We start from the raw sequence: 19724 nt of genomic DNA, 5'->3' as shown, positions 1-19724 counted from the left end.
TCGGCTGCGAAGCAGTCGTGAAACCAATTGATGCGGTTGCCTGAAGGAATGCTGGGAGTGCTTCGCACTCCAACGGGGGCAAGCCCCCTCACCACGGAGCTCCCTCGCCACAAAAAGCAAGATGCAGCATTGCCAAACAATGACCGAGTCCGAACCCAGGGAAACCGTATGAGCCTGTCACTCCTGAGCCGCTACGCCTTCTTTGCCGTCTGCGTGATATTCACCCTCGCCAGCCTGCCCTTTCTGGAGCACGACTGGCTCTGGCCGATCACAGCCGTCACCGGCATCCTCAGCCTGGTCGGCATCTTCGACCTGATGCAAAGCCCCCACGCGGTGCGCCGAAATTACCCGATCCTCGGCAACATTCGTTATCTGGTAGAAGGCATTCGCCCGGAAATCCGCCAATACCTGCTCGAATCCGATAGCGACGCCCTGCCCTTCTCCCGGGCCCAGCGTTCGCTGGTCTATTCACGGGCCAAAAACGAAAGCGCCGACAAACCGTTCGGCACGCTGATCGACGTCTATCAGTCAGGTTTCGAGTTCATCGGCCACTCGATGCGCCCGGCACCATTGAGCGACCCGAGCAGTTTCCGGGTAATGGTTGGCGGCCCGCAGTGCACCCAGCCGTACTCGGCCTCGGTGTTCAACATCTCGGCCATGAGCTTCGGCTCTCTGAGCGCCAATGCCATTCGCGCATTGAACCAGGGTGCCAAGCTCGGCAACTTCGCCCACGACACCGGTGAAGGCAGCATCAGCGCCTATCACCGGGAAAATGGCGGCGATCTGACGTGGGAACTGGGCAGCGGCTACTTCGGCTGCCGCACCGCCGACGGCCGCTTCGACCCGGAACGCTTCGCCGCCCAGGCCCAAACCCCGCAAGTGCGGATGATCGAAATCAAAATGAGCCAAGGCGCGAAACCCGGCCACGGCGGCATCTTGCCCAAGCACAAGGTCACCAAGGAAATCGCCGAAACCCGCGGCATCATGATGGGCGAAGACTGCATCTCGCCGTCACGCCACAGCGCGTTTTCCACGCCGATCGAACTGATGCATTTCATCCAGCAACTGCGTGAACTGTCCGGCGGCAAACCGGTGGGCTTCAAGTTCTGCCTGGGTCACCCGTGGGAATTCATGGGCATCGCCAAGGCCATGCTGGAAACCGGCATTCTCCCGGACTTTATTGTCGTCGACGGCAAAGAAGGCGGCACCGGCGCTGCGCCCGTGGAATTCACCGACCACATCGGTGTGCCGATGCGCGAAGGCCTGTTGTTCGTCCACAACACGCTGGTGGGCCTGAACCTGCGGGACAAGATCAAACTCGGCGCCAGCGGCAAAATCGTCAGCGCCTTCGACATCGCCAGCGTCCTGGCCATCGGCGCCGACTGGGCCAACTCCGCCCGGGGCTTCATGTTCGCCATCGGCTGCATCCAGTCGCAAAGCTGCCACACCAACAAATGCCCGACCGGCGTCGCCACCCAGGACACCCTGCGCCAACGTGCGCTGGTGGTTCCGGACAAGGCTCAGCGGGTGTTCAACTTCCATCGCAATACGTTGAAGGCTCTGGCGGAAATGCTGGCGGCGGCGGGTTTGGAACATCCTTCGCAGTTGTCGGCCAAGCATCTGGTGCGGCGCATGTCGGCGACCGAGATCAAATTGTTCTCGCAGTTGCATGTGTTTTTGAAACCGGGGGAATTGCTCACCGGGGAAGTGAATGGCGAGTTTTACTCGCGGATGTGGCAGATGGCGCGGGCGGATAGTTTTGAGCCGAGTGAGGTTGTTGCTGCGTAAGACCTTCTTGAACGCCATCCTCCGTGGGGGTGGCCGTTGAGTCGAGGACGTACAGACGGGCTTCAATCTTGCGGTCCTTGAAGCCTTGTACGTATCTCCAGTCCTTGCCAAACAACTCCTCATCGGCTGAATGAGGCAGATCAGTGACCCACCAGACTCTCCTGTCACCCTGTTTCAGTACAGCAACATCATGGAAAAACATCCATTTCGAACGCTGTGGAATGAGTGCCAGAGCACCATGACCGGGTGACAGCAAAGTGAGCATCTCCTGTGCCGACCTGATGTAGAACCTCGGCTGGATACCTGTTGTGTTGTAGTACATAAACGGGAGATACCAAAAAAAACTGTCGAACACTATCTCGTCGCCTGGTCGAGCATCCCGGCTTATGTGAGCCGCTACCCCCTCCAGCCCCATGGTCTTACGCACGCTACTCCCATTCAAATCATCCGTTTGCCCGTAGATGGCCGACACGCCTTGTATCTCCCCTATGAGAAAAAACGCCATAAGCCCAATAACAAGGGCTCGTCGTACCGGCCACCAGGAGGCTAGCGCAGTCGCAATGATTAACGGCAATCCGACAGCCGCAAACCCAAGGTATCTGGGAACAAATATCGGCTTGAACAAGGCGACCAAAAAGACCGTTAGAACCGGCACAAAAAAATAGCCGACCAACAACACACTAAAACGAGGCTTGATACGATCCTTCAACAAGATCCTTGCCGAACAGATAATGATCAGAACTGTCGATAAAACACCCCAGAATGACGAATCAGTCACCGGACCTTTCATGACCATGAACTGCCAGACGATGGTCAATATCGATTGCCAAGTCGCAGGTGGTATCCAGCCTAGTGATGGGCCTGCTCTCAGTTGATCGATGACATACGGTAACCACGGCACAAACAACACGACAATGGCAGCGTTGGCCAATATCCATGAACGAGCAGCCAGCCCTGCGCCTGAAATACTTCGCGACTGCCACCAATAAAGCCAATGCACCATGACGCACAGCGCCGCAAAGTAATGCGTATAGAAAGCGGCAGTCATCAGCAACACATAGATAATCGCAAAGCGCGTTCTATCTGGAGCCTGGCACCAACACACCAATGCTACGGTTGCCCCCATTAGCCAGAACCCCAGCAGGGCATACATACGAATTTCCTGGCTGTAGCGAACTGACATCGGTAGCAACGCCAACAATAATGCCGCCATCCACATTGCCTTGCGCGTCGTAAACAGACTCATCAACTTAATGCAAAGTAACAGCGTGACGACATCGGCCACCACGCTCAGCGAGCGGGCGGAAACAGCATTATCACCAAATATCATCAGCCAATAATGCAGCAGGATGTAATACAACGGTGGATGAACGTCCCACGCAGTAATAGCCCATATTTGCACGGGTTCTTCTTTTGAAATGAGTAGACTGAAGGCCTCGTCATACCAGACTGACGGCACCGCAATACCGTGAAATCGCACGATCAGCGCCAGGATCACTATTGCAACAAGGCCCGATGCTTCAAGTAAAAAGCCAGGATGCTCGACCCGATAAGCAGCAAAATATTTCATCTGGCAATAGTCCATGTTATGTACAGCGGCTCATTTCTTTTGAGCCGCACACTTCAGAAACTTAATGAGTTAAACACTCATGTCCCGCATCCGTTGAAAAAGGCCCAACTGCATAAAGCCGCAACTCCATATCCCCCGCATCCTCAACAATCAAACACTTCCAATTGGCCGGAAACCGGGTTTTGTCGTCCACCAAGGCCGTTCCGGTTATCCACCACACCCGATTTACACTCGTCGGTAACTGACCAAGGTCTTCGAGAAAGACCTTGTCGCGATCCTGATAAATCAAGGTAGACGCACCATAGCCATTCGGTCGGTTGTCGGTGGTGTCACCCATAGGGGGGTCATACAGCAAGGGGGAAATCCCGGCGCGACTGTAGTACGCCACGGTCAACCACCAATAACCGCCATCAACGACAATACTGTCGCCAGCAATGGCGCTCTCGTTGATACGCGCCACCATGTCGTCCAGCGGATGGCTCGCTTCATTGCGCGGATCATCCAGTTCATCACGCTGTTGATAAAGAGTGGCCAACCCCGCGCACTGAATACTCACCAGCGCACAGGCGAAAACGATCGCCAGCACTAAATGTCGACGCGCCACTCTCGCGATGGCCAGCGCCAATATCATGGGTATGCCCATGGCGGCAAAGACCATGTAAGGCTCGACGAACATCGGGAACTTGAACGAGATCAAGGCAACGGCCAATACCGGAAAAAGCGTATAGATCAGTAATAGAAAACCGAACTTCCACCGACCGTTTTCCTTGATCGCCACCCAGACAGCAGCCAGCGCCACCAGAATAGGAAGCAACAGGTAAAACGTCGCGGGTAACTCTTCGTTACTGCGTAACGTTAAAAACTTCCAGATCGAAGAAGGCAAGGTGTAAGGCGCCAGTGCCGGAATCCAGAAAATATCGCCGCCGATCTTTAACTGCTCGGTGTGGACAAAGACCTCATCCACCAGGCTGATCAGCCACGGGATGTAAAGAAGGGAAATGCCTGTGTAGGTCACCCACAGCATCGGTCGCGACAGGTAGTGCAGGGTTTCGTCCCGTTCAAACCTCAACATCACCAGATACAGGAAGTGAGACAGCGCACATAAAATCGCCAGGTAGTGGGTATACAGAGCGGCGGTCATCAATAGCCCATAGACCACCAGATATCGATTGCGCGGAGTCTTCAACCAATAAACCAGGGCAATCGTGGCGCCCAACAACCAGACGGCCTCCAGCGTGTACATCCGCGCTTCTTGACTGTAACGAACGGAGATCGGCAACAGCGCAATCAAAAGACCGGCGAGCAGCGCCGTTTTCGGCGTGCTGATCATCCGCATCAACCACATCCCCAGAGCGACCGTTGCCACACCCGCCACGGCACTCAGCGAACGAATGGCCAAGACGCTGTCGCCAAAAACGGAAATCCATAAATGCAGTAGCAGAAAATAAAGCGGTGGATGCACTTCATGCCCCATATGAAACCAGATCGCCTGCGGTGATAAAACGCTCACCAACGCCGAAAAGGCTTCATCGGTCCAGAAGTACGGAAGATTAATATTATGAAAACGCACCATGGATGCGAGCAGGATGATCAACAGCCAAGCTGTACTTTCTGTGCCTGAGTGCAGGGAAATAAATGATCGCTTCATATTTCGTCACTACGAAACACAAAGAACTTCGAAAAAAAGAACCCGCATACCAGACTCAATAACGAAAACGACGTCACCGTTACCATTCCATGAAGTCGCCACTCATCAGCCAGACGCCCGATGCCGTAGCTCATCGCCCCCATAAAACCAATAAGCAGCAAGTACCCGTACAGCGACACCTTGCCATCGAAGGTGTACAGCGCATTCACATAAAACGAAAACGACGCAGCGACGCAAAACGCCGCAAAGTTACTGGCTGCCTGACTGAATTCAGCAGCGGTGGTGAGCACAAAGAATAGCTGCCAATGAATAATCGCATTGGCCAGCCCGACCACCGTGTAAGTGGAGAATCCTTTCCAAAAGGCTTTCATGCTGGTCCCTTGCTGCGTCGCCGTTTCAGGAGTCTGTCAAACTAAAATCATGAGCGGGAGCCGTCTACTGTAAGAAGTTACAGGGCGGCTGTTGTTCCTGACAGACGGTCACGACTCACCAGCGCAGCGCAGTGATCGGCGCCGGCTCTTTCATGACGATAAAACCGTAATCCCCCAGCAGATAAATGCGGTAGTACTGGCTATCCACCAGCGGCACAAACCCTTGATAGCCGACCCGCGTCGCGTTGCGCCGCTCTCTCTCGGCGACCACGTTGGTGATGCCGACCTTCGGCAGGTTTTCGGCCAGCATGTAGTAGTCGGTGTTGAGCAAATAGCGCAACACCGGCATCTGTTTGAATGAACCGGCGGCGCCCGACAGCCAGTGATCGGAATACGTCACCGACATATAAATACGTTTGGCATCGCGCAGTGCCGGGCGCGACGCAATGTCGTAGCTCAGGGCATACAGCGCGCTGTTGGCGAAGGTCTTCTGCACCATCAGCACCCGCCCGTAGGCGAAGGACAACGACAGCATGGCCAGCAGCGGAATCAATAGCAGCAACGGCAGTCGTTCATGCACAGCGGCCAGCACCAGATGACTGAGGTAGAACAGCAGCAACATCAGCACGGCAAAGCCCATAAAGGTTCGGGCGCCTTCATTGAAGTCGCGAAATAACAGTGCGATACCCGATACCAACACCACGGTAGCGGGCACGATCAGCAGACACAGCACGCCGATCAGGGCTTTCTTCTGCCCCGCCTCCCGGCGCTCAAGCAGGCGTCGTCCCACTTGAACGCTGCCGGCAGCCGCGCACAGCAACAACGCGGCAAACACCCAAGCGAATCCGCCGTGGAACAACAGCATGACTTTTTCCAGCACCCGGCCCGCGTTGATTTCGGCTTGCAGCAGAGGATCCGCCGTCCAGTTCAGCAACAGGGTGCGACTCTGATTCATGTAGGCGTAAGCCGTAGCGCCGTAGATCAACCAGGCCAGCCCCGTTTGCGCCAGTTTCCAGCCGATCAAGCGGTACCACTCGGGCCAGGGGCGCCGGTCATTCGCGAATCGCAGCAACTCCAGACAACACAGCCCGAAAAACACATTGATGCTGACTTGATACAGCCCGATGGCCAGCGCAATCAGCAACGCAGGCACGATCCATTGCTGGACGCGGGAGGCGCTGCAAAAGGTGATCGCGAAGATCACGGCCACCAGGCTCAAGACCATGGCCGGCCCGTCGTATTGATAGGAAAGGTTTTGCAGAAAAAACGGGTTGTACCAGAGCGCGAGCACCACCAGACAGTGGGATAACCTCGGCTCGTCAAAGTAATGGAAGGTCAGGCGGGTCAATGCCCAGGCCATGGCCAACGAGGCAATCAACAACGGTAACGGGAAGATGTTCGGCGCTGCACCGCTGAAGGTCATCGCGTTGTAAAACAGCTGTGTGAATAACCGCCCCTCCCCGGCCCAGCCCAAACCGGCGGCCAGTGAGCGCCAGTTGTCATCGATGTAGGAATAATCAGCGAGGATCAGCGGCAGGACGTAGGCAAAGGTTGCGAACACAAAGAACAGCCAGACCCGACGGCCGCCGAGTTCTCTGTCGAGCCATTCGCCGATCCTCATGCCCGTGCCCCTTGGGGTGCCCACGCTCAAGCCATGAAACTTTGAACCCGGCGCCGGGCATACATCACCGGCTTTTAGACAGACGGCGTAGCCGGGCAATACCCGGAGACATCCCGAAATATCCCGCCTTTGCAATTAGCGGCCAACCACGGCACCCTGCGCGCCGCCGACGTGCGGCATGCACCTTTTGCGCAGCGCTCCACTCCTAACTCAACACCCGTTCAAGAGCCCTCAGTCATGACGTCTGAACGCGATCATCGAATCGACTTTTTTCGAGGCCTGGCCCTGATCTTCATTTTTTGGGATCACGTGCCGCATAACCCCCTCGGCCAGATTACCCCGCGTAACTTCGGGTTCAGCGACGCAGCCGAAATCTTCGTGTTCCTCGCCGGGTACGCGGCAGTCCTGGCCTACGGCAAGATCCTTGCGCGCGATGGTTACCTGATCGCTTGCGTGAAGATCCTGCGCCGCGCCTGGGTGCTTTACGTGGTGCATATCTTCCTGCTGGCGATGCTGATGGGCATTGTGTTCTTCGCCAACAGCCATGTGGAAACCCGCGACCTGGTGGAAGAAATGGGCATGCACCACTTCATCACCAATCCTCAGCAGGCCTTGGTGGATGAGTTGCTGCTGCGCTTTAAACCGAACCTTATGGACCCGTTGCCGCTGTACATCGTGCTGCTGGCGGGTTTGCCGTTGGTGCTGCCGATGCTGGTGCGCAAAGCCTGGGCGGTCGTGGCCATGTCGTTGACCGTGTACCTGTTGGCGCCGTGGTTCGGCTGGAATCTGGCGGCGATCAAGGATGGCGTGTGGTACTTCAACCCCGTCGTCTGGCAATTGCTGTTTGTGCTTGGCGGCGCCACGGCGATCCACGGGCAGCGACCACGCTTGCCCGAGACTCGCCCGCTGATGCGCCAGCCGTTGTTTGTCAGTGCGGCGGTGTACGTGGTGGTGGCCGGTGTCATTACCGTCTCTTGGCGCTGGCCGGACATACACGACGCCGTGATGCCGGCCGCCCTGAGCAATCTGTTGTACCCGATCAGCAAGACCGACCTGTCGCCGGTGCGGCTGGTGCATTTCCTGGCATTGGCCTACGTCACCGCCAAGTTGCTGCCCGGTCGCGGCTGGACGCAAAACTGGCTGGCACAGCAAAGTTGCCGCATGGGCCGTTATTCGCTGGAAGTCTTCTGCCTGGGGGTGCTGTTGGCGCCTTTGGCGGACATGGTCAATGCCATGACCGACGATGCGTTCGTCATGCAGGTCTTCACCGCGCTGGTGGGGGCCGGGTTGATGGCGTTGTTGGGGGCCTGGCTGGATTTCAACAAGCGGTTGACCCGGCCTGTTCAAACCTTGGCAGTCAATTGATTGATGCCCGGTTTTTGTGGCGAGGGAGCTTGCTCCCGCTCGGCTGCGAAGCAGTCGTAATCCGGTCGATGCTGTACACCTGAAGGATTGCGGTGTCTGCATTTAGGGCCGCTGCGCGCCCCAGCGCGAGCAAGCTCGCTCGCCACAGTAAACTACGTGCCGCAACAAAAAGCCCCGATCATCAAGACCGGGGCTTTTGCGTTTCAGGCGTTACACACTCAAGAAACCGAACGCGCCGCGCCTTGCGTCACGTTGGTTGGTTGCAGCTTGAACACGTAGAACAACACCGTCAGCAGCACCAGGAACGCCGGTCCTACATACAGCGCCACGCGGGTGTCCGGGAAGTACGCCATCAGGCCGACCACCAGCACCAAAAACGCCAGCGCCAGATAGGAGCTCACCGGGTACAACCACATCTTGTATTTAAGACCGGCACGTTCACTGGCGCTCAGACCTTTGCGGAACTTGAGCTGGGCCAACAGGATCATCACCCAGGTCCAGATCGCGCCGAAGGTGGCAATCGCGGTGACCCAGACGAAGACTTTTTCCGGGACCATGTAGTTGAGCAGCACACCCAGTAACAGCACGAAGATCGACAGCAGCAACGCGCGACGAGGTACACCATTGCTCGAGGTGGTGGCGAAACCGGCCGGGGCCTGGCCGTTCTGCGCCAGACTGTAAAGCATGCGGCCGGTGCTGAAGATGCCACCGTTGCAGGACGACAGCGCTGCGGTAATCACCACGAAGTTGATGATGCCGGCGGCGGTTTTGATGCCCAGACGCTCGAACGTCATCACGAATGGGCTGCCTTGGGTGCCGATTTCATTCCACGGGTAGATCGACAGGATCACGAACAACGCACCGACGTAGAACAACAGGATCCGCCAGAACACCGAGCCGATCGCGTTGGGAATGGTCTTCTGCGGGTTCTTCGCTTCACCGGCGGTCAGGCCGATCATTTCGACGCCGAGGTAGGCGAACATCACCATTTGCAACGACATCAACACGCCTTGCACGCCGTTGGGCATGAAGCCGCCGTGGGCCCACAGATTGGAAATCCCCAGTGCTACACCGTCGTTACCGAAGCCGAAAGCGATCACACCGACACCCCCGACGACCATCGCAATGATGGTGACGATCTTGATCAGGGCGAACCAGAATTCGAATTCACCGAAGGCTTTCACCGCGATCAGGTTGATGGTGCCCATGCTGATCAGCGCCGACAGCGCCCAGATCCAGCGCGGCACCTCGGGAAACCAGACGCCCATATACACCGCCACGGCAGTGATTTCCGCGACGCAAGTCACCAGCCACAGGAACCAGTAGTTCCAGCCTGTCAGAAAGCCTGCCAGTGGGCCGAGATAATCTTGAGCGTAACGGCTGAAGGAACCGGCGACCGGGTTGTGCACGGCCATCTCGCCGAGGGCGCGCATGATCACCAGGATCGCCAGACCACCGATGATATAGGACAGCATGATGGCCGGGCCGGCCATTTCAATAGCCTTGGCCGAGCCGAGAAACAAGCCGACGCCGATACAGGCTCCGAGCGCCATCAAGCGAATATGCCGTTCGCCGAGTTCTCGTTTGAGCGGGCCGCCCTGAGCGGTCTCGCCTTGGGGCAGGTGATTGCCAACTGGCATAGGGGTGCAACCTCGTCTTGTTATTGGATGTGACCACCGAGTGTCGAAGCGTCGACCGATAAGCCGTTGCTTGTCTGAAACCGGGCCTGCCTCGTGGGCAAACCCGTCTTGTAGGACAAAACCTGCAAGATCAGCGGGCGTGCAGTATAAAAAGCTTATTGCAGGGATTTTCACTCTATAAACCAAAACATTTAGCGACAAGTCCCGCCAAAAGCCCGGTTTTCGGAGGGGCATTACCTGGGTTTATGCCCGGTCATCACCCGTAGAAACGGCGCCAAGTATTGCACAGCATTGGTGCATCGTCATGCTCAGACCTAGGTCGTATTTACCCGTAAACAGCTCTAACTCGGCACTTTCAGGCATAGACCCATTCCAATTGGCTACAAGAACCTGTGGTGAGGGGGTTTACCCCCGTTGGACTGCGGAGCAGTCCCCAAACCTCCTGACCGGTTATGGATCTGATGCATCGCATCCATCGGGTCGGCGACTGCTGCGCAGCCGAACGGGGGCAAGCCCCCTCACCACAGGCAAGCCCCCTCGCCACAGTTTGTCCTTCACAGGAATCAGAATTTTCACTCAGCAATTGCAGCACCGACATCAACAGTCGGGCACTAGCCTGAAAGCGTAAATTGACTACTACGCAGGGAAGCAAAGGATTGCCTACTCAACCAAACTCTCACCGTCTACGTGAGGGACGATATTCCGAAAGCGGCCGTGCTTATCTCATCACCACCGTTACTCTCGACCGTGTACCCGTTTTTTCTGATTGGCGACTCGGACGCCTGCTCGTCGCAGAACTGCGCCGAACTCACGAGCAGGGTCTGGCGGAGTCAATTGCCTGGGTTGTAATGCCCGATCATTTTCATTGGCTAATGCAATTACGCGACGACAGCCTGGGGAATGTCATCGGCGCGACCAAATCACGTTGTACCCAGGCAGTGAACAAAGTAACCGGCCGGCGAGGCCCGCTTTGGCAAACCGGCTATCACGACCGGGCGATCCGCGATGGTGAAGGTCTCCTGCCATTCGCCCGCTACATCGTTGCCAATCCATTACGTGCACGGTTAGTGGAGAAAATTGGCGACTACCCGCTCTGGGATGCTTGCTGGCTATAAGGCCAGAGCAGAACTTCACTTGGAAGGCGCTCCCTTCCTGTGGCGAGGGGGCTCGCCCCCGTTCGGCTGCGTAGCAGTCGTGAACCGGATGAATGCGGTGTGCCTGATGCACCGTAGATTCTGTAGTTTCTGGGGACTGCTTCGCAGTCCAACGGGGGCGAGCCCCCTCGCCACAGAGGTTCCAGTTCCCACAGGCACATCCTTAATTACCGCAAGCCCTTTGGACGCACCTCGTCATGCCATTTCGAAATTTCTATGTTCACAATTTTTTCACCATCGCCAACCACCGTCTAAGCTTCAGACAAGTCCGATCAATCTGCGTGAATGGATCAGTCGACTATGGGCGCGTTATGGCAAAGCGATTCGAGCAAGACCGAAGTTCCAACTGAACGTGTGGATGACGCGCCGCCACCTGAAAAACCCCGCCGTTCCAAGCATGGCTGGAAGGCGTTCTGGTTGCTGCTGCTGATTATCCTGATCGTGCTGGGCCTGGCTGCCGCCAAGGAAATGCGCACCTCGAAGTTTCAGGCCCGGGAAGTCAGCAAATTTGCCGCGTCCCTGAGTTACGAACTGCAACCCGGGCCCAGCGACGCCATTCGCTACCCCGGCGCCGGCCCGTTCGATTTGCGGCTGGGCTACAGCTCGATGGGGGATTTCCTGCCGCGGCTGATCAAGCGTAACTATGTGATTGCCTCGCAAACCCGCTTTTCCCCGGCGCTGCTGAAGTACAGCGACCACGGCTTGTTCGTACCGTATTCGGAGAAAATCCAGGCCGGGCTGTCGATCACCGATTGCCGCGCCGCTCCGCTGTACCAGTTCAACTATCCGCAACAGCTCTATTCCAGCTTCGAATCGATCCCGCCGGTGGTGGTCAACAGTTTGCTGTTCATCGAAAACCGCTTCCTGCTCGACCCCCAGCAGCCCCTGGCCAACCCGGCGGTGGACTGGCCACGGTTTGGCATGGCCGCGTGGTCCCAAGTGGCCAAGCTGATGCACTTGCCGGGGCAGTCGGCGGGCGGCAGTACCCTGGCGACACAGCTTGAGAAATACCGCCACTCACCCGACGGCTTGACCGTGTCGGGAGCGGAGAAGATCCGGCAGATGATTTCCGCCAGCGTGCGCGCCTATCAGCCCGGCCCGCAAACGCTGGAGGTGCGGCAAAATGTGGTGCGCGACTACCTCAACAGCGTGCCGCTATCGGCCGTCCCCGGCCACGGCGAAGTGCATGGCATGGCCGAGGGCTTGCGTGTCTGGTACGGCGCCGATTTCAGCAAGGCCAATGAAAGTCTGGCCAGCACCGCCACGGATCCAAAAACCATGGCAGCAAAAGGCCTGGCACTGCGTGAAATGCTCTCGCTCATGATCGCCCAGCGCCGCCCTTCCCATTACCTGACCAAGGGCCACGAAGAACTGGCCGACCTCACCGACAGCCACATTCGCCTGCTCGCCCAGAACAACGTCATCGATGCACCGCTCGCCGCCGCCGCGCTGGCCAGTCAGGTGACCTACCGCGACTGGCAGACCCAACCGACCATCCAGCCGATCGAAACCAACAAAGGCATCAGCACCGCCCGCAGTCGTTTGGCCTCGATGCTTAACCGTCCGCTGTATGACCTCGACCGCCTCGATCTGTCGGCCACCACCACCTTGCAGAGCGACTTGCAGGCTCAGGCCACCGAGTACCTCAAACATCTGGCCGACCCGGTCTTTGCCGGGCAGATCGGCCTGATCGGCGAGCGCCTGTTGACGCCGACCAGTACCACTCAGGTGCGCTACAGCTTCACCCTGTTCGAACTGACCCCGGACGGTTCGCGCGTGCGGGTACAGACCGACAGTACCGACCAACCCTTCGACATCAACGAAGGCAGCAAACTGGAACTGGGCTCCACCGCCAAGATGCGCGTGCTGACCACGTACTTGCAGATCATTTCCGAGCTGCACGATAAATACCTCGACAAGACCGTTGCCGAGCTGAAGAAAACTCCGGTTCCCGAGCAGGATCGTATTAGCCGTTGGGCCGTCGATTACCTGATCCAGAACTCCGACCGCAGCCTGCCGAAAATGCTTGGCGCAGCGCTGGACCGTAAATACTCGGCCAGCCCCGGCGAGGCGTTTTTCACCGGTGGCGGCCTGCACGTGTTCCATAACTTCCGCAATGAAGACAACGGCCGTATGCCAAGCCTGCGCGACGCCATACGTGAGTCGATCAACCTGCCGTTCATTCGGCTGATGCGCGACCTGGTGCGCTACAGCACCTATTCCGGACCCAACAGCAGCGCCGAATTGCTCGGCGATGACAGAGACCCGCGCCGTCAGGAATACCTGGCCCAGTTCGCCGACCGCGAAGGCACCTCGTTCCTATTGCGGTTCTGGAAGAAGTATCAGAACAAAGACACCGAAGCCCGACTCGATACCTTCCTCGACGGCATGCACCCCACCGCCATGCGCCTGGCCGCCGTGCACCGTTACTTGCTGCCGCAAGCCAGTCAGGAAAGCTTCAACCTGTTTGTGCGCTCACACCTCAAAGGCGTGAAAAGCACCGACAAGCTCAACGAAAAACTCACCGATGAGCGCCTCGACCGCCTCTATCAAAGCTACGGCCCCGGCGCCTACGACCTGCCGGACCAGGGCTTTATCGCCAAGGTCCACCCGCTGGACCTGTGGTTGATCGGCTACTTGCTGAACAACCCCGACGCCAAGTTCAGCCAGATCGTCAAAGCCAGTGAGTTTGAGCGCCAGGAGGTTTACAGCTGGCTGTTCAAGAGCAAGCACAAGGGTGCCCGTGACAGTCGTATCCGCACCATGCTCGAGATCGAAGCGTTCCTCGACATTCACCAACGCTGGCAGAAAGTCGGCTACCCGTTCGATCACCTGGTCCCTTCGCTGGCCACGGCCATCGGCAGCTCCGGCGACCGGCCGGCCGCGTTGGCCGAACTGATCGGCACCATCCTTAACGATGGCGTGCGGATGCCAACATTGCGCATCGACAGCCTGCACTTCGCAGCCAATACGCCGTATGAAACGCAGTTGATCAATGACCCGAACGTTGGCAAACGAGTGATGCCGTCCGAGGTGGCGACGGCCATGCGCGAAGCCTTGTCGCAGGTGGTAGACGCCGGTACCGCCAAACGGGTGGCCGGCAGTTTCAAACTGCCGAACGGCACACCGCTGGCCATGGGCGGCAAGACCGGCACCGGGGATAACCGCATCGAAGCCATTGGTGCTGGTGGGCGGATCCTCAGTTCGAAATCGATCAACCGCACCGCGACTTTCGTGTTCTACATCGGCGATCACCACTTCGGCACCTTGACCGCGTTCGTACCGGGGCGCTCCGCTGAAACATTCAAATTCACTTCGGCGTTGCCGGTACAGGTGCTCAAAGGGATGGCGCCGATTCTGACGCCGTATTTGCAGCCGGGTCGCAACACTGAGTGTCAGGCACCAGCGGTGGTGCGGCGATGACGGCCACGTGAGTTTTCGATTTCTCCTACGGCTTAAACGGCATTAGTTACAAAGGTGGTAATTAAATACTTTCGGGACTCTGTTTTTTAATCATTAACACGACAACCTCCAACTTAAGGAGCAGACATTTAGACTTTTATTCCTCACGCCAGCGGATAGTTTTAAGACTTCCCCTAAACGTGAAGACAACTCACCATGCTTCAGTTACAAACAGTAAACAACTGGGCTGAATCGGACAACTCCCATAACAATAAAGGTCGTCATTACTCATTAATCAAAGACACGACCAACCATTGTTTTACCCAGGCTTCAGTCAAAAGAAGCTTGGCATTGGGCAGCGTCCCGCCAATCCGCGAAAGCTGGTACAGCAGCGCCGGCCAAGCGCTTGAAAAGGCCAATATAGAGGCCTGGAACAGCCAAAATGCGGTGGATCGATTACTCGACTCACTTCAAGATATCCATACCTTTGCCGAGCCCTTGCTCAGGTCTGCGCTAAAACAGCGCTATCGCCTGGACCTGGATGTGCAGGCAACATGGTTAAGGCTTTACATTCCCAAGGATCAACCTTGGTATGTGATCGATACTTCCGATGGCGTCATCACTCGAACCGTCTCCTTACTGGATGCGGCCTTGCATAATTTTTCAAGATCCGAAACCTTCCAAGAGCCGTCGGAGTTTATTACCAGGCCCGATCAGCGCGGGCACTTCGACGTGGTGCCCATCAAACATAAAATGACCATCAAACAATTCCAGACACTGTGCCGTGAACTGGATATCGGCGCCCGTTACAGGCGTCATCTTGAACATGTTCTGTTGCCGGCCAGCCCCGTGGCCGCCGGGGCCTTGCAGCATTTTGTCAGCCTCAACCGGATATCCGCACTCAAGGCCGCAGCGCACCTTGCGCTGAAGAGAAAAGACATCAGCCAAAATGCCCACAGCCTGGTGCTGGGCCTGGCCCACGGGCTCACGAGCCTGACCCTGGACGGCAAAGTCATGCAGGCGTGTGACCTGCGCCTGCTGGACACCACCCTGACCGGTATCGTGGTCTTCACGCCCGTGGAGCAACAGCAGAATATGGGCATCAGTCGAGTGCTGGTGTACGTCCCTCATGACCCGGAGCACCCGCTTAAGGAATACCCGTCGGGGACCGCCTGCCTGAGGGAAATGACCCGCCAACTGTTCGAAAACAAAGTCCTGCCGTCTACCGGCAAAACGTATCGACAATTCTTCAGCCAGTTCGTTGACCAGCAACAGCGCGGGCATTTTTTCGCCGGCCTGGAGCAACGCCTGAGCCAGGTAAAATGGCAGGAAAAGTCGCCGACCGATCCAAACCCAAGTTGGCGAGAAACGCCGGTCTCCAATCCCAACCTGCAGGTTTATGCAACGCCGATCAGCGGCCCACTCTGGGAGCATCTGTACCAGCAATCACTGAACAAGATTCTCAATGATGGCCGGGAGATCGCCGTTTCCACCGCCGACACCGACAGCCGAGCGCGTTGGGCCTGGTGGGACAACTTCAAGAAAATCCTCTCGGACATCTTCAATGTCGCGCTGATGGTGGTAACACCTTTTGTGCCAGGCCTGGGAGAACTGATGCTGGCCTACACCGCCTATCAACTGACCACGGATGTCATCGAGGGCGTGGTCGACCTGGCCGAAGGCTTGTGGGCCGAAGCCGCCGAACATGTGATCGGCGTGGTCACCGACGTCATTCAACTGGCGGCGTTTGGTGTCGGTGGCGCTATCGCCAGCGAGTTCAAGCTCAAGCTTTCACCGCTGATCGAAGGCATGACTACCGTGCAACTGCCCAACGGTAAAACCCTGTTGTGGAACCCCGACCTTGGCCCGTATGAGCAAAAGCAAATCAGCCTGTCCAAAGATTCGACGCCCGACGCCCTGGGGCTGCATCACCATGAAGGCCAAGTCATTTTGCCTCTGGACGAGGGGCTTTATGCCGTAAAAAAAGATCCCGCTACCGGCGACCATCACATCCAGCACCCCAGTCGCCCCGACGCCTACACGCCGAAAGGGACCAACAACGGTCGCGGTGCGTGGCTGTTCGAAGGGGAAGATCCACGCAGTTGGGACGTCCAGACCCTGATGAAACGTCTTGGCCACAGCACCGATGGCTTCAGTGCCGAGCAACTGGAAGCCATCCGACTGGTCAGCAGCACGGAAGAAGGGGTGTTGCGCCGAATGCACGTCGAGCACAACCCGCCGCCGTTGCTGCTCGACGACACCCTCAAACGCTACAGGGCCTTCAATGATATTGGTGTGGCCCGTGAGCAAATTCGTTCGGGGCAGGCCATCGACCCGGCTTCCTACTGGTTCGAACAACTGGTCACCGAACTCCCTGGCTGGCCAGCGGATTGCGCGCTGAGCGTGTATGCACGGTCCGATCTGACCGGAATGTTTCGTACCTATGGCCATGCCCAAGCGTCCGCCAGCCAGACGCTGAACATCAGCCTCGGCGACGTGATGGCGGGCAAGCTCCCGGTGCGAGTGGTGGACTTTCTGAATGATGCGCAACTAGCTGATTTACTCGGTGCAAGCCTGCCAACCGATGAACGCGTACAAGCGCTGCGTGAGCACCTGGCTGCGCGGGTGGATGGGCGCAAGGCCGACCTCGCGCAATACCTGTATCGCGCCAGGGAGGTCAGCCACGATGCCAACGTTCAGCGATTGCAACAGCAGTGGCCGGACCTGCCGACGGACATCGCCGAAACCCTGCTGGCCGGTGCCGGAAAAGCCGAACTGGACGCGCTGACCCAACAGCAGCGCATTCCCCTGCGACTTAAAAGCCTGGCCCGCGAATGCGCCTTTGAAACCCGCGCGGCAAGGGCCAGCGAGGGGTTTTACCAGAACGCCCGTATCACCGCCGACACCGAGCGTTTGGCCCTGAACGTATTGCGGTTGAACAGTGACACCTTTAATGGGCTGCGCATCGAAGTGCGCGACGGCACCTTCGACGGCCCGTTGCGTTGCCAGGCAGGCGCCGAAGATGCCACTAACGTCAGGGTGCTGGTACGTGATGAACGCGGGCGATACAAGGTGCGTGACAACGAAAATCGCATGCTGCACAGACCCTACAATCTGTATGAGTCGATCTTGCGCGCCATACCCGAAGCATCGCGCCTCGAACTCGGTTACCAACCCGGTCAGGGCGCCTGGTTCAAGGAGTGGCTGATGGCCAAGTCCGAAGCGGCGGCCGAACGCCGCACGGCGTTGCTGGAGCCACCGATCCGGCCGGTAGCGGAGCGCGAAACGACCCTATTGCTGCGAGGTCCGTCGCTGACCAAGCAGGCCCGAACCATTGAGCAACGGGTGCAGGATTTGTATCCGCATCTCAGCGAGCGGGAGGTGGATACCTTCGTGCGCTCTGTGCCTCGTGATGTTGACCCTGCCAAGGAGATGAAAAGCCTCGAACACGAACTGCACAAGCTACGCAACATACTGAGCCTCTGGGGGGATCAGATTACGCGGACTCTACCCGACGAGGTCGCCATTGCGCCCGACGCAGTCAGGCACATCGCTGAACGCCTGGTGGAGTGTTTCGAGAGAAAACCGCGGGTGTTCGATGAACGCAGCACTCATTTCGCCGGCGGGTATGCGCTGGACCTGTCCAGCGAACTACGGCATTACAACCTGGAGCGCTGGTGGAAAAAACTACCGGACATCAAAGACTACCTGAATCAGATCACCACCTTGAATCTGGATGGCATGGATTTCTCTCAACGCTCTGACGGGATGTTGCAAGACTTCACCCAGCTTCGCCGGTTCAGCGCACGACGCTGCGGCCTGACAGGCGTGCCGGCCGGGGTCGGCAAAATGTCCATGCTCGAAACACTGCGTCTGAGCGACAACCGCATCCGGCTGACAGACGAGGCATTGGTGCAACTTGGCAATCTGACACGCCTGCAAACCCTGCGACTTGAATACAACCCGCTGAGCCTGGCGCCGAATGTCCGGCGCATGCCACGCCTGAGGGTACTGAACCTGGCCTACACAGGCATCGACACATGGCCCGAGGGTTTGCTGGGCAAGTATCGTCCCAGGGGCTTTTTCCTTGATCTGTCGGGTAACCCGATCCGAACCATCCTCCGCGCCGTACGAGGCTCGAATAACGCATGGACTGTCGCCCGTGCGCGACTGGACTCCAGCAAACTGTTGGACGCCCACCGCCAGGCCTTTCACGAGTACCGCCGCTCGGTGGGCTTGCCCCGCGAGAACGCCTACGAGCCGCTGGCGCAAAACGCGCGGGACAAATGGCAGCTGAGTGACGACTCGTCACTGTGGGGCAATCGCTCCCCCGGCTTGGGCAACTACCGGGTCGAAGCCTGGGACAACCTGATGAGCGAAGACAACAGCGAAGGCTTTTTCAGGCTTATCGACAGCCTGACCACTTCCGCGGATTACCGGGCCGGCGGATGGGTACGGGAACAACTGTCGCGCCGTGTCTGGGAACTGATCGATGCCATGGATCTTGATTCGCCCTTGCGTGAAAAACTGTTCCGCACGGCTGAAAACCCGGAAAACTGTGAGGATGCCAGCTCCGAAATTTTCAACCGTATGGGCGTGCAGGCGCTCGTGTACCAGGCGCACGCCTATTCGACGTCTGCCGCCGAACTGGAGTCCCGACTGGTAACGTTGAGCAAAGGTGCGACACGTCTGGATCGGGTCAACCAAATTGCCCTGGCCGATTCCCTGTCGCGCCCCGGCAGGGCCGAAGAAGTGGAAATCTATCTGGCCTATCAGACCGCATTGGCGCAACGCCTTGACCTGCCCTGGCAATCCGATTCCATGCTCTTCAGAGCCATCGCCGGGGTGACGGAGGACGCCATCGACCGGGCCTACGACACCGTGCTGGAGAGGGAGGTCGGCGACGGTCTGGTCAATGGCATGCTCGAACAACCGTTCTGGGAACAGTATCTGCGTGACATCTATCCTGACCGGTTCGAGGCCAATGATCGCCTCTATGATCAGCGACTGGATCGCCTCGAAGCATTGCGCGAACCCTCTGCCAATCGTGCGCCGATATCCGATCAGGAATACGCGCAACGATCCATTGATCTGGCCTACGAAAGACTCGAGCTGGCGCGAAGCCTGAGCCGAATGCTGTTGCAAAAGTACGGCCTGTAGACGCG

The 19724-nt window shown here is 57.7% G+C and carries 10 protein-coding genes; 5 read left to right on the top strand and 5 right to left on the bottom strand.

Going from position 1 to position 19724, the window contains the following annotated elements; genetic code table 11:
- Positions 1-168: 168 nt before the first annotated feature.
- Positions 169-1788, top strand: a complete 1620-nt coding sequence (locus AC1MEW_RS09595) for an FMN-binding glutamate synthase family protein (protein ID WP_322269537.1) — start codon at positions 169-171, stop codon at positions 1786-1788.
- On the opposite strand, the gene AC1MEW_RS09590 is transcribed toward AC1MEW_RS09595, so the two are convergent.
- The 4 genes from AC1MEW_RS09590 to AC1MEW_RS09575 form a co-directional block, all read right to left on the bottom strand.
- Positions 1697-3358: a glycosyltransferase family 39 protein gene (locus tag AC1MEW_RS09590; RefSeq protein ID WP_201256527.1), complete on the bottom strand. Its 1662-nt coding sequence runs from the start codon at positions 3356-3358 to the stop codon at positions 1697-1699. The genes AC1MEW_RS09595 and AC1MEW_RS09590 overlap by 92 nt on opposite strands.
- A gap of 61 nt (positions 3359-3419) precedes the next feature.
- Positions 3420-5006: a glycosyltransferase family 39 protein gene (locus AC1MEW_RS09585; RefSeq protein ID WP_323570146.1), complete on the bottom strand. Its 1587-nt coding sequence runs from the start codon at positions 5004-5006 to the stop codon at positions 3420-3422.
- A complete protein-coding gene (locus AC1MEW_RS09580; RefSeq protein WP_201256525.1) occupies positions 5003-5377 on the bottom strand; it encodes a GtrA family protein in 375 nt (124 codons plus the stop codon). Before AC1MEW_RS09580 ends, AC1MEW_RS09585 begins: the two co-directional genes overlap by 4 nt.
- Positions 5378-5492: 115 nt before the next feature.
- Complete coding sequence (locus AC1MEW_RS09575; RefSeq protein WP_480426163.1) at positions 5493-6998, bottom strand: glucosyltransferase domain-containing protein; 1506 nt, start codon at positions 6996-6998, stop codon at positions 5493-5495.
- Positions 6999-7235: 237 nt separating this feature from the next.
- On the opposite strand from AC1MEW_RS09575, the gene AC1MEW_RS09570 reads away from it, so the two are divergent.
- Positions 7236-8363, top strand: coding sequence for an OpgC family protein (locus AC1MEW_RS09570; protein WP_322269542.1), 1128 nt, complete (start codon positions 7236-7238; stop codon positions 8361-8363).
- Positions 8364-8581: 218 nt separating this feature from the next.
- Here AC1MEW_RS09570 and AC1MEW_RS09565 read toward each other — a convergent pair whose 3' ends face one another.
- Positions 8582-10003 (bottom strand): amino acid permease, encoded by a 1422-nt coding sequence (locus tag AC1MEW_RS09565; RefSeq protein ID WP_201206371.1) that lies wholly within the window; start codon positions 10001-10003, stop codon positions 8582-8584.
- A gap of 656 nt (positions 10004-10659) precedes the next feature.
- Between AC1MEW_RS09565 and AC1MEW_RS09560 the strand changes: the two genes are divergently transcribed.
- The 3 genes from AC1MEW_RS09560 to AC1MEW_RS09550 all read left to right on the top strand — a co-directional run bounded on the left by AC1MEW_RS09560 (position 10660) and on the right by AC1MEW_RS09550 (position 19719).
- Entirely contained in the window at positions 10660-11118 is a 459-nt protein-coding gene (locus AC1MEW_RS09560; protein ID WP_480426162.1) for an REP-associated tyrosine transposase, read from the top strand.
- 339 nt (positions 11119-11457) lie between these two features.
- Complete coding sequence (locus tag AC1MEW_RS09555; RefSeq protein ID WP_201256521.1) at positions 11458-14580, top strand: transglycosylase domain-containing protein; 3123 nt, start codon at positions 11458-11460, stop codon at positions 14578-14580.
- Between the two features lie 195 nt (positions 14581-14775).
- Positions 14776-19719 (top strand): NEL-type E3 ubiquitin ligase domain-containing protein, encoded by a 4944-nt coding sequence (locus AC1MEW_RS09550; protein WP_480426161.1) that lies wholly within the window; start codon positions 14776-14778, stop codon positions 19717-19719.
- Positions 19720-19724: the final 5 nt, after the last annotated feature.

Source organism: Pseudomonas sp. ASL4, assembly GCF_056680395.1.
The sequence above is the reverse complement of the archived record's forward strand: the minus strand, read 5'-3'. Positions and strand labels throughout refer to the sequence as shown.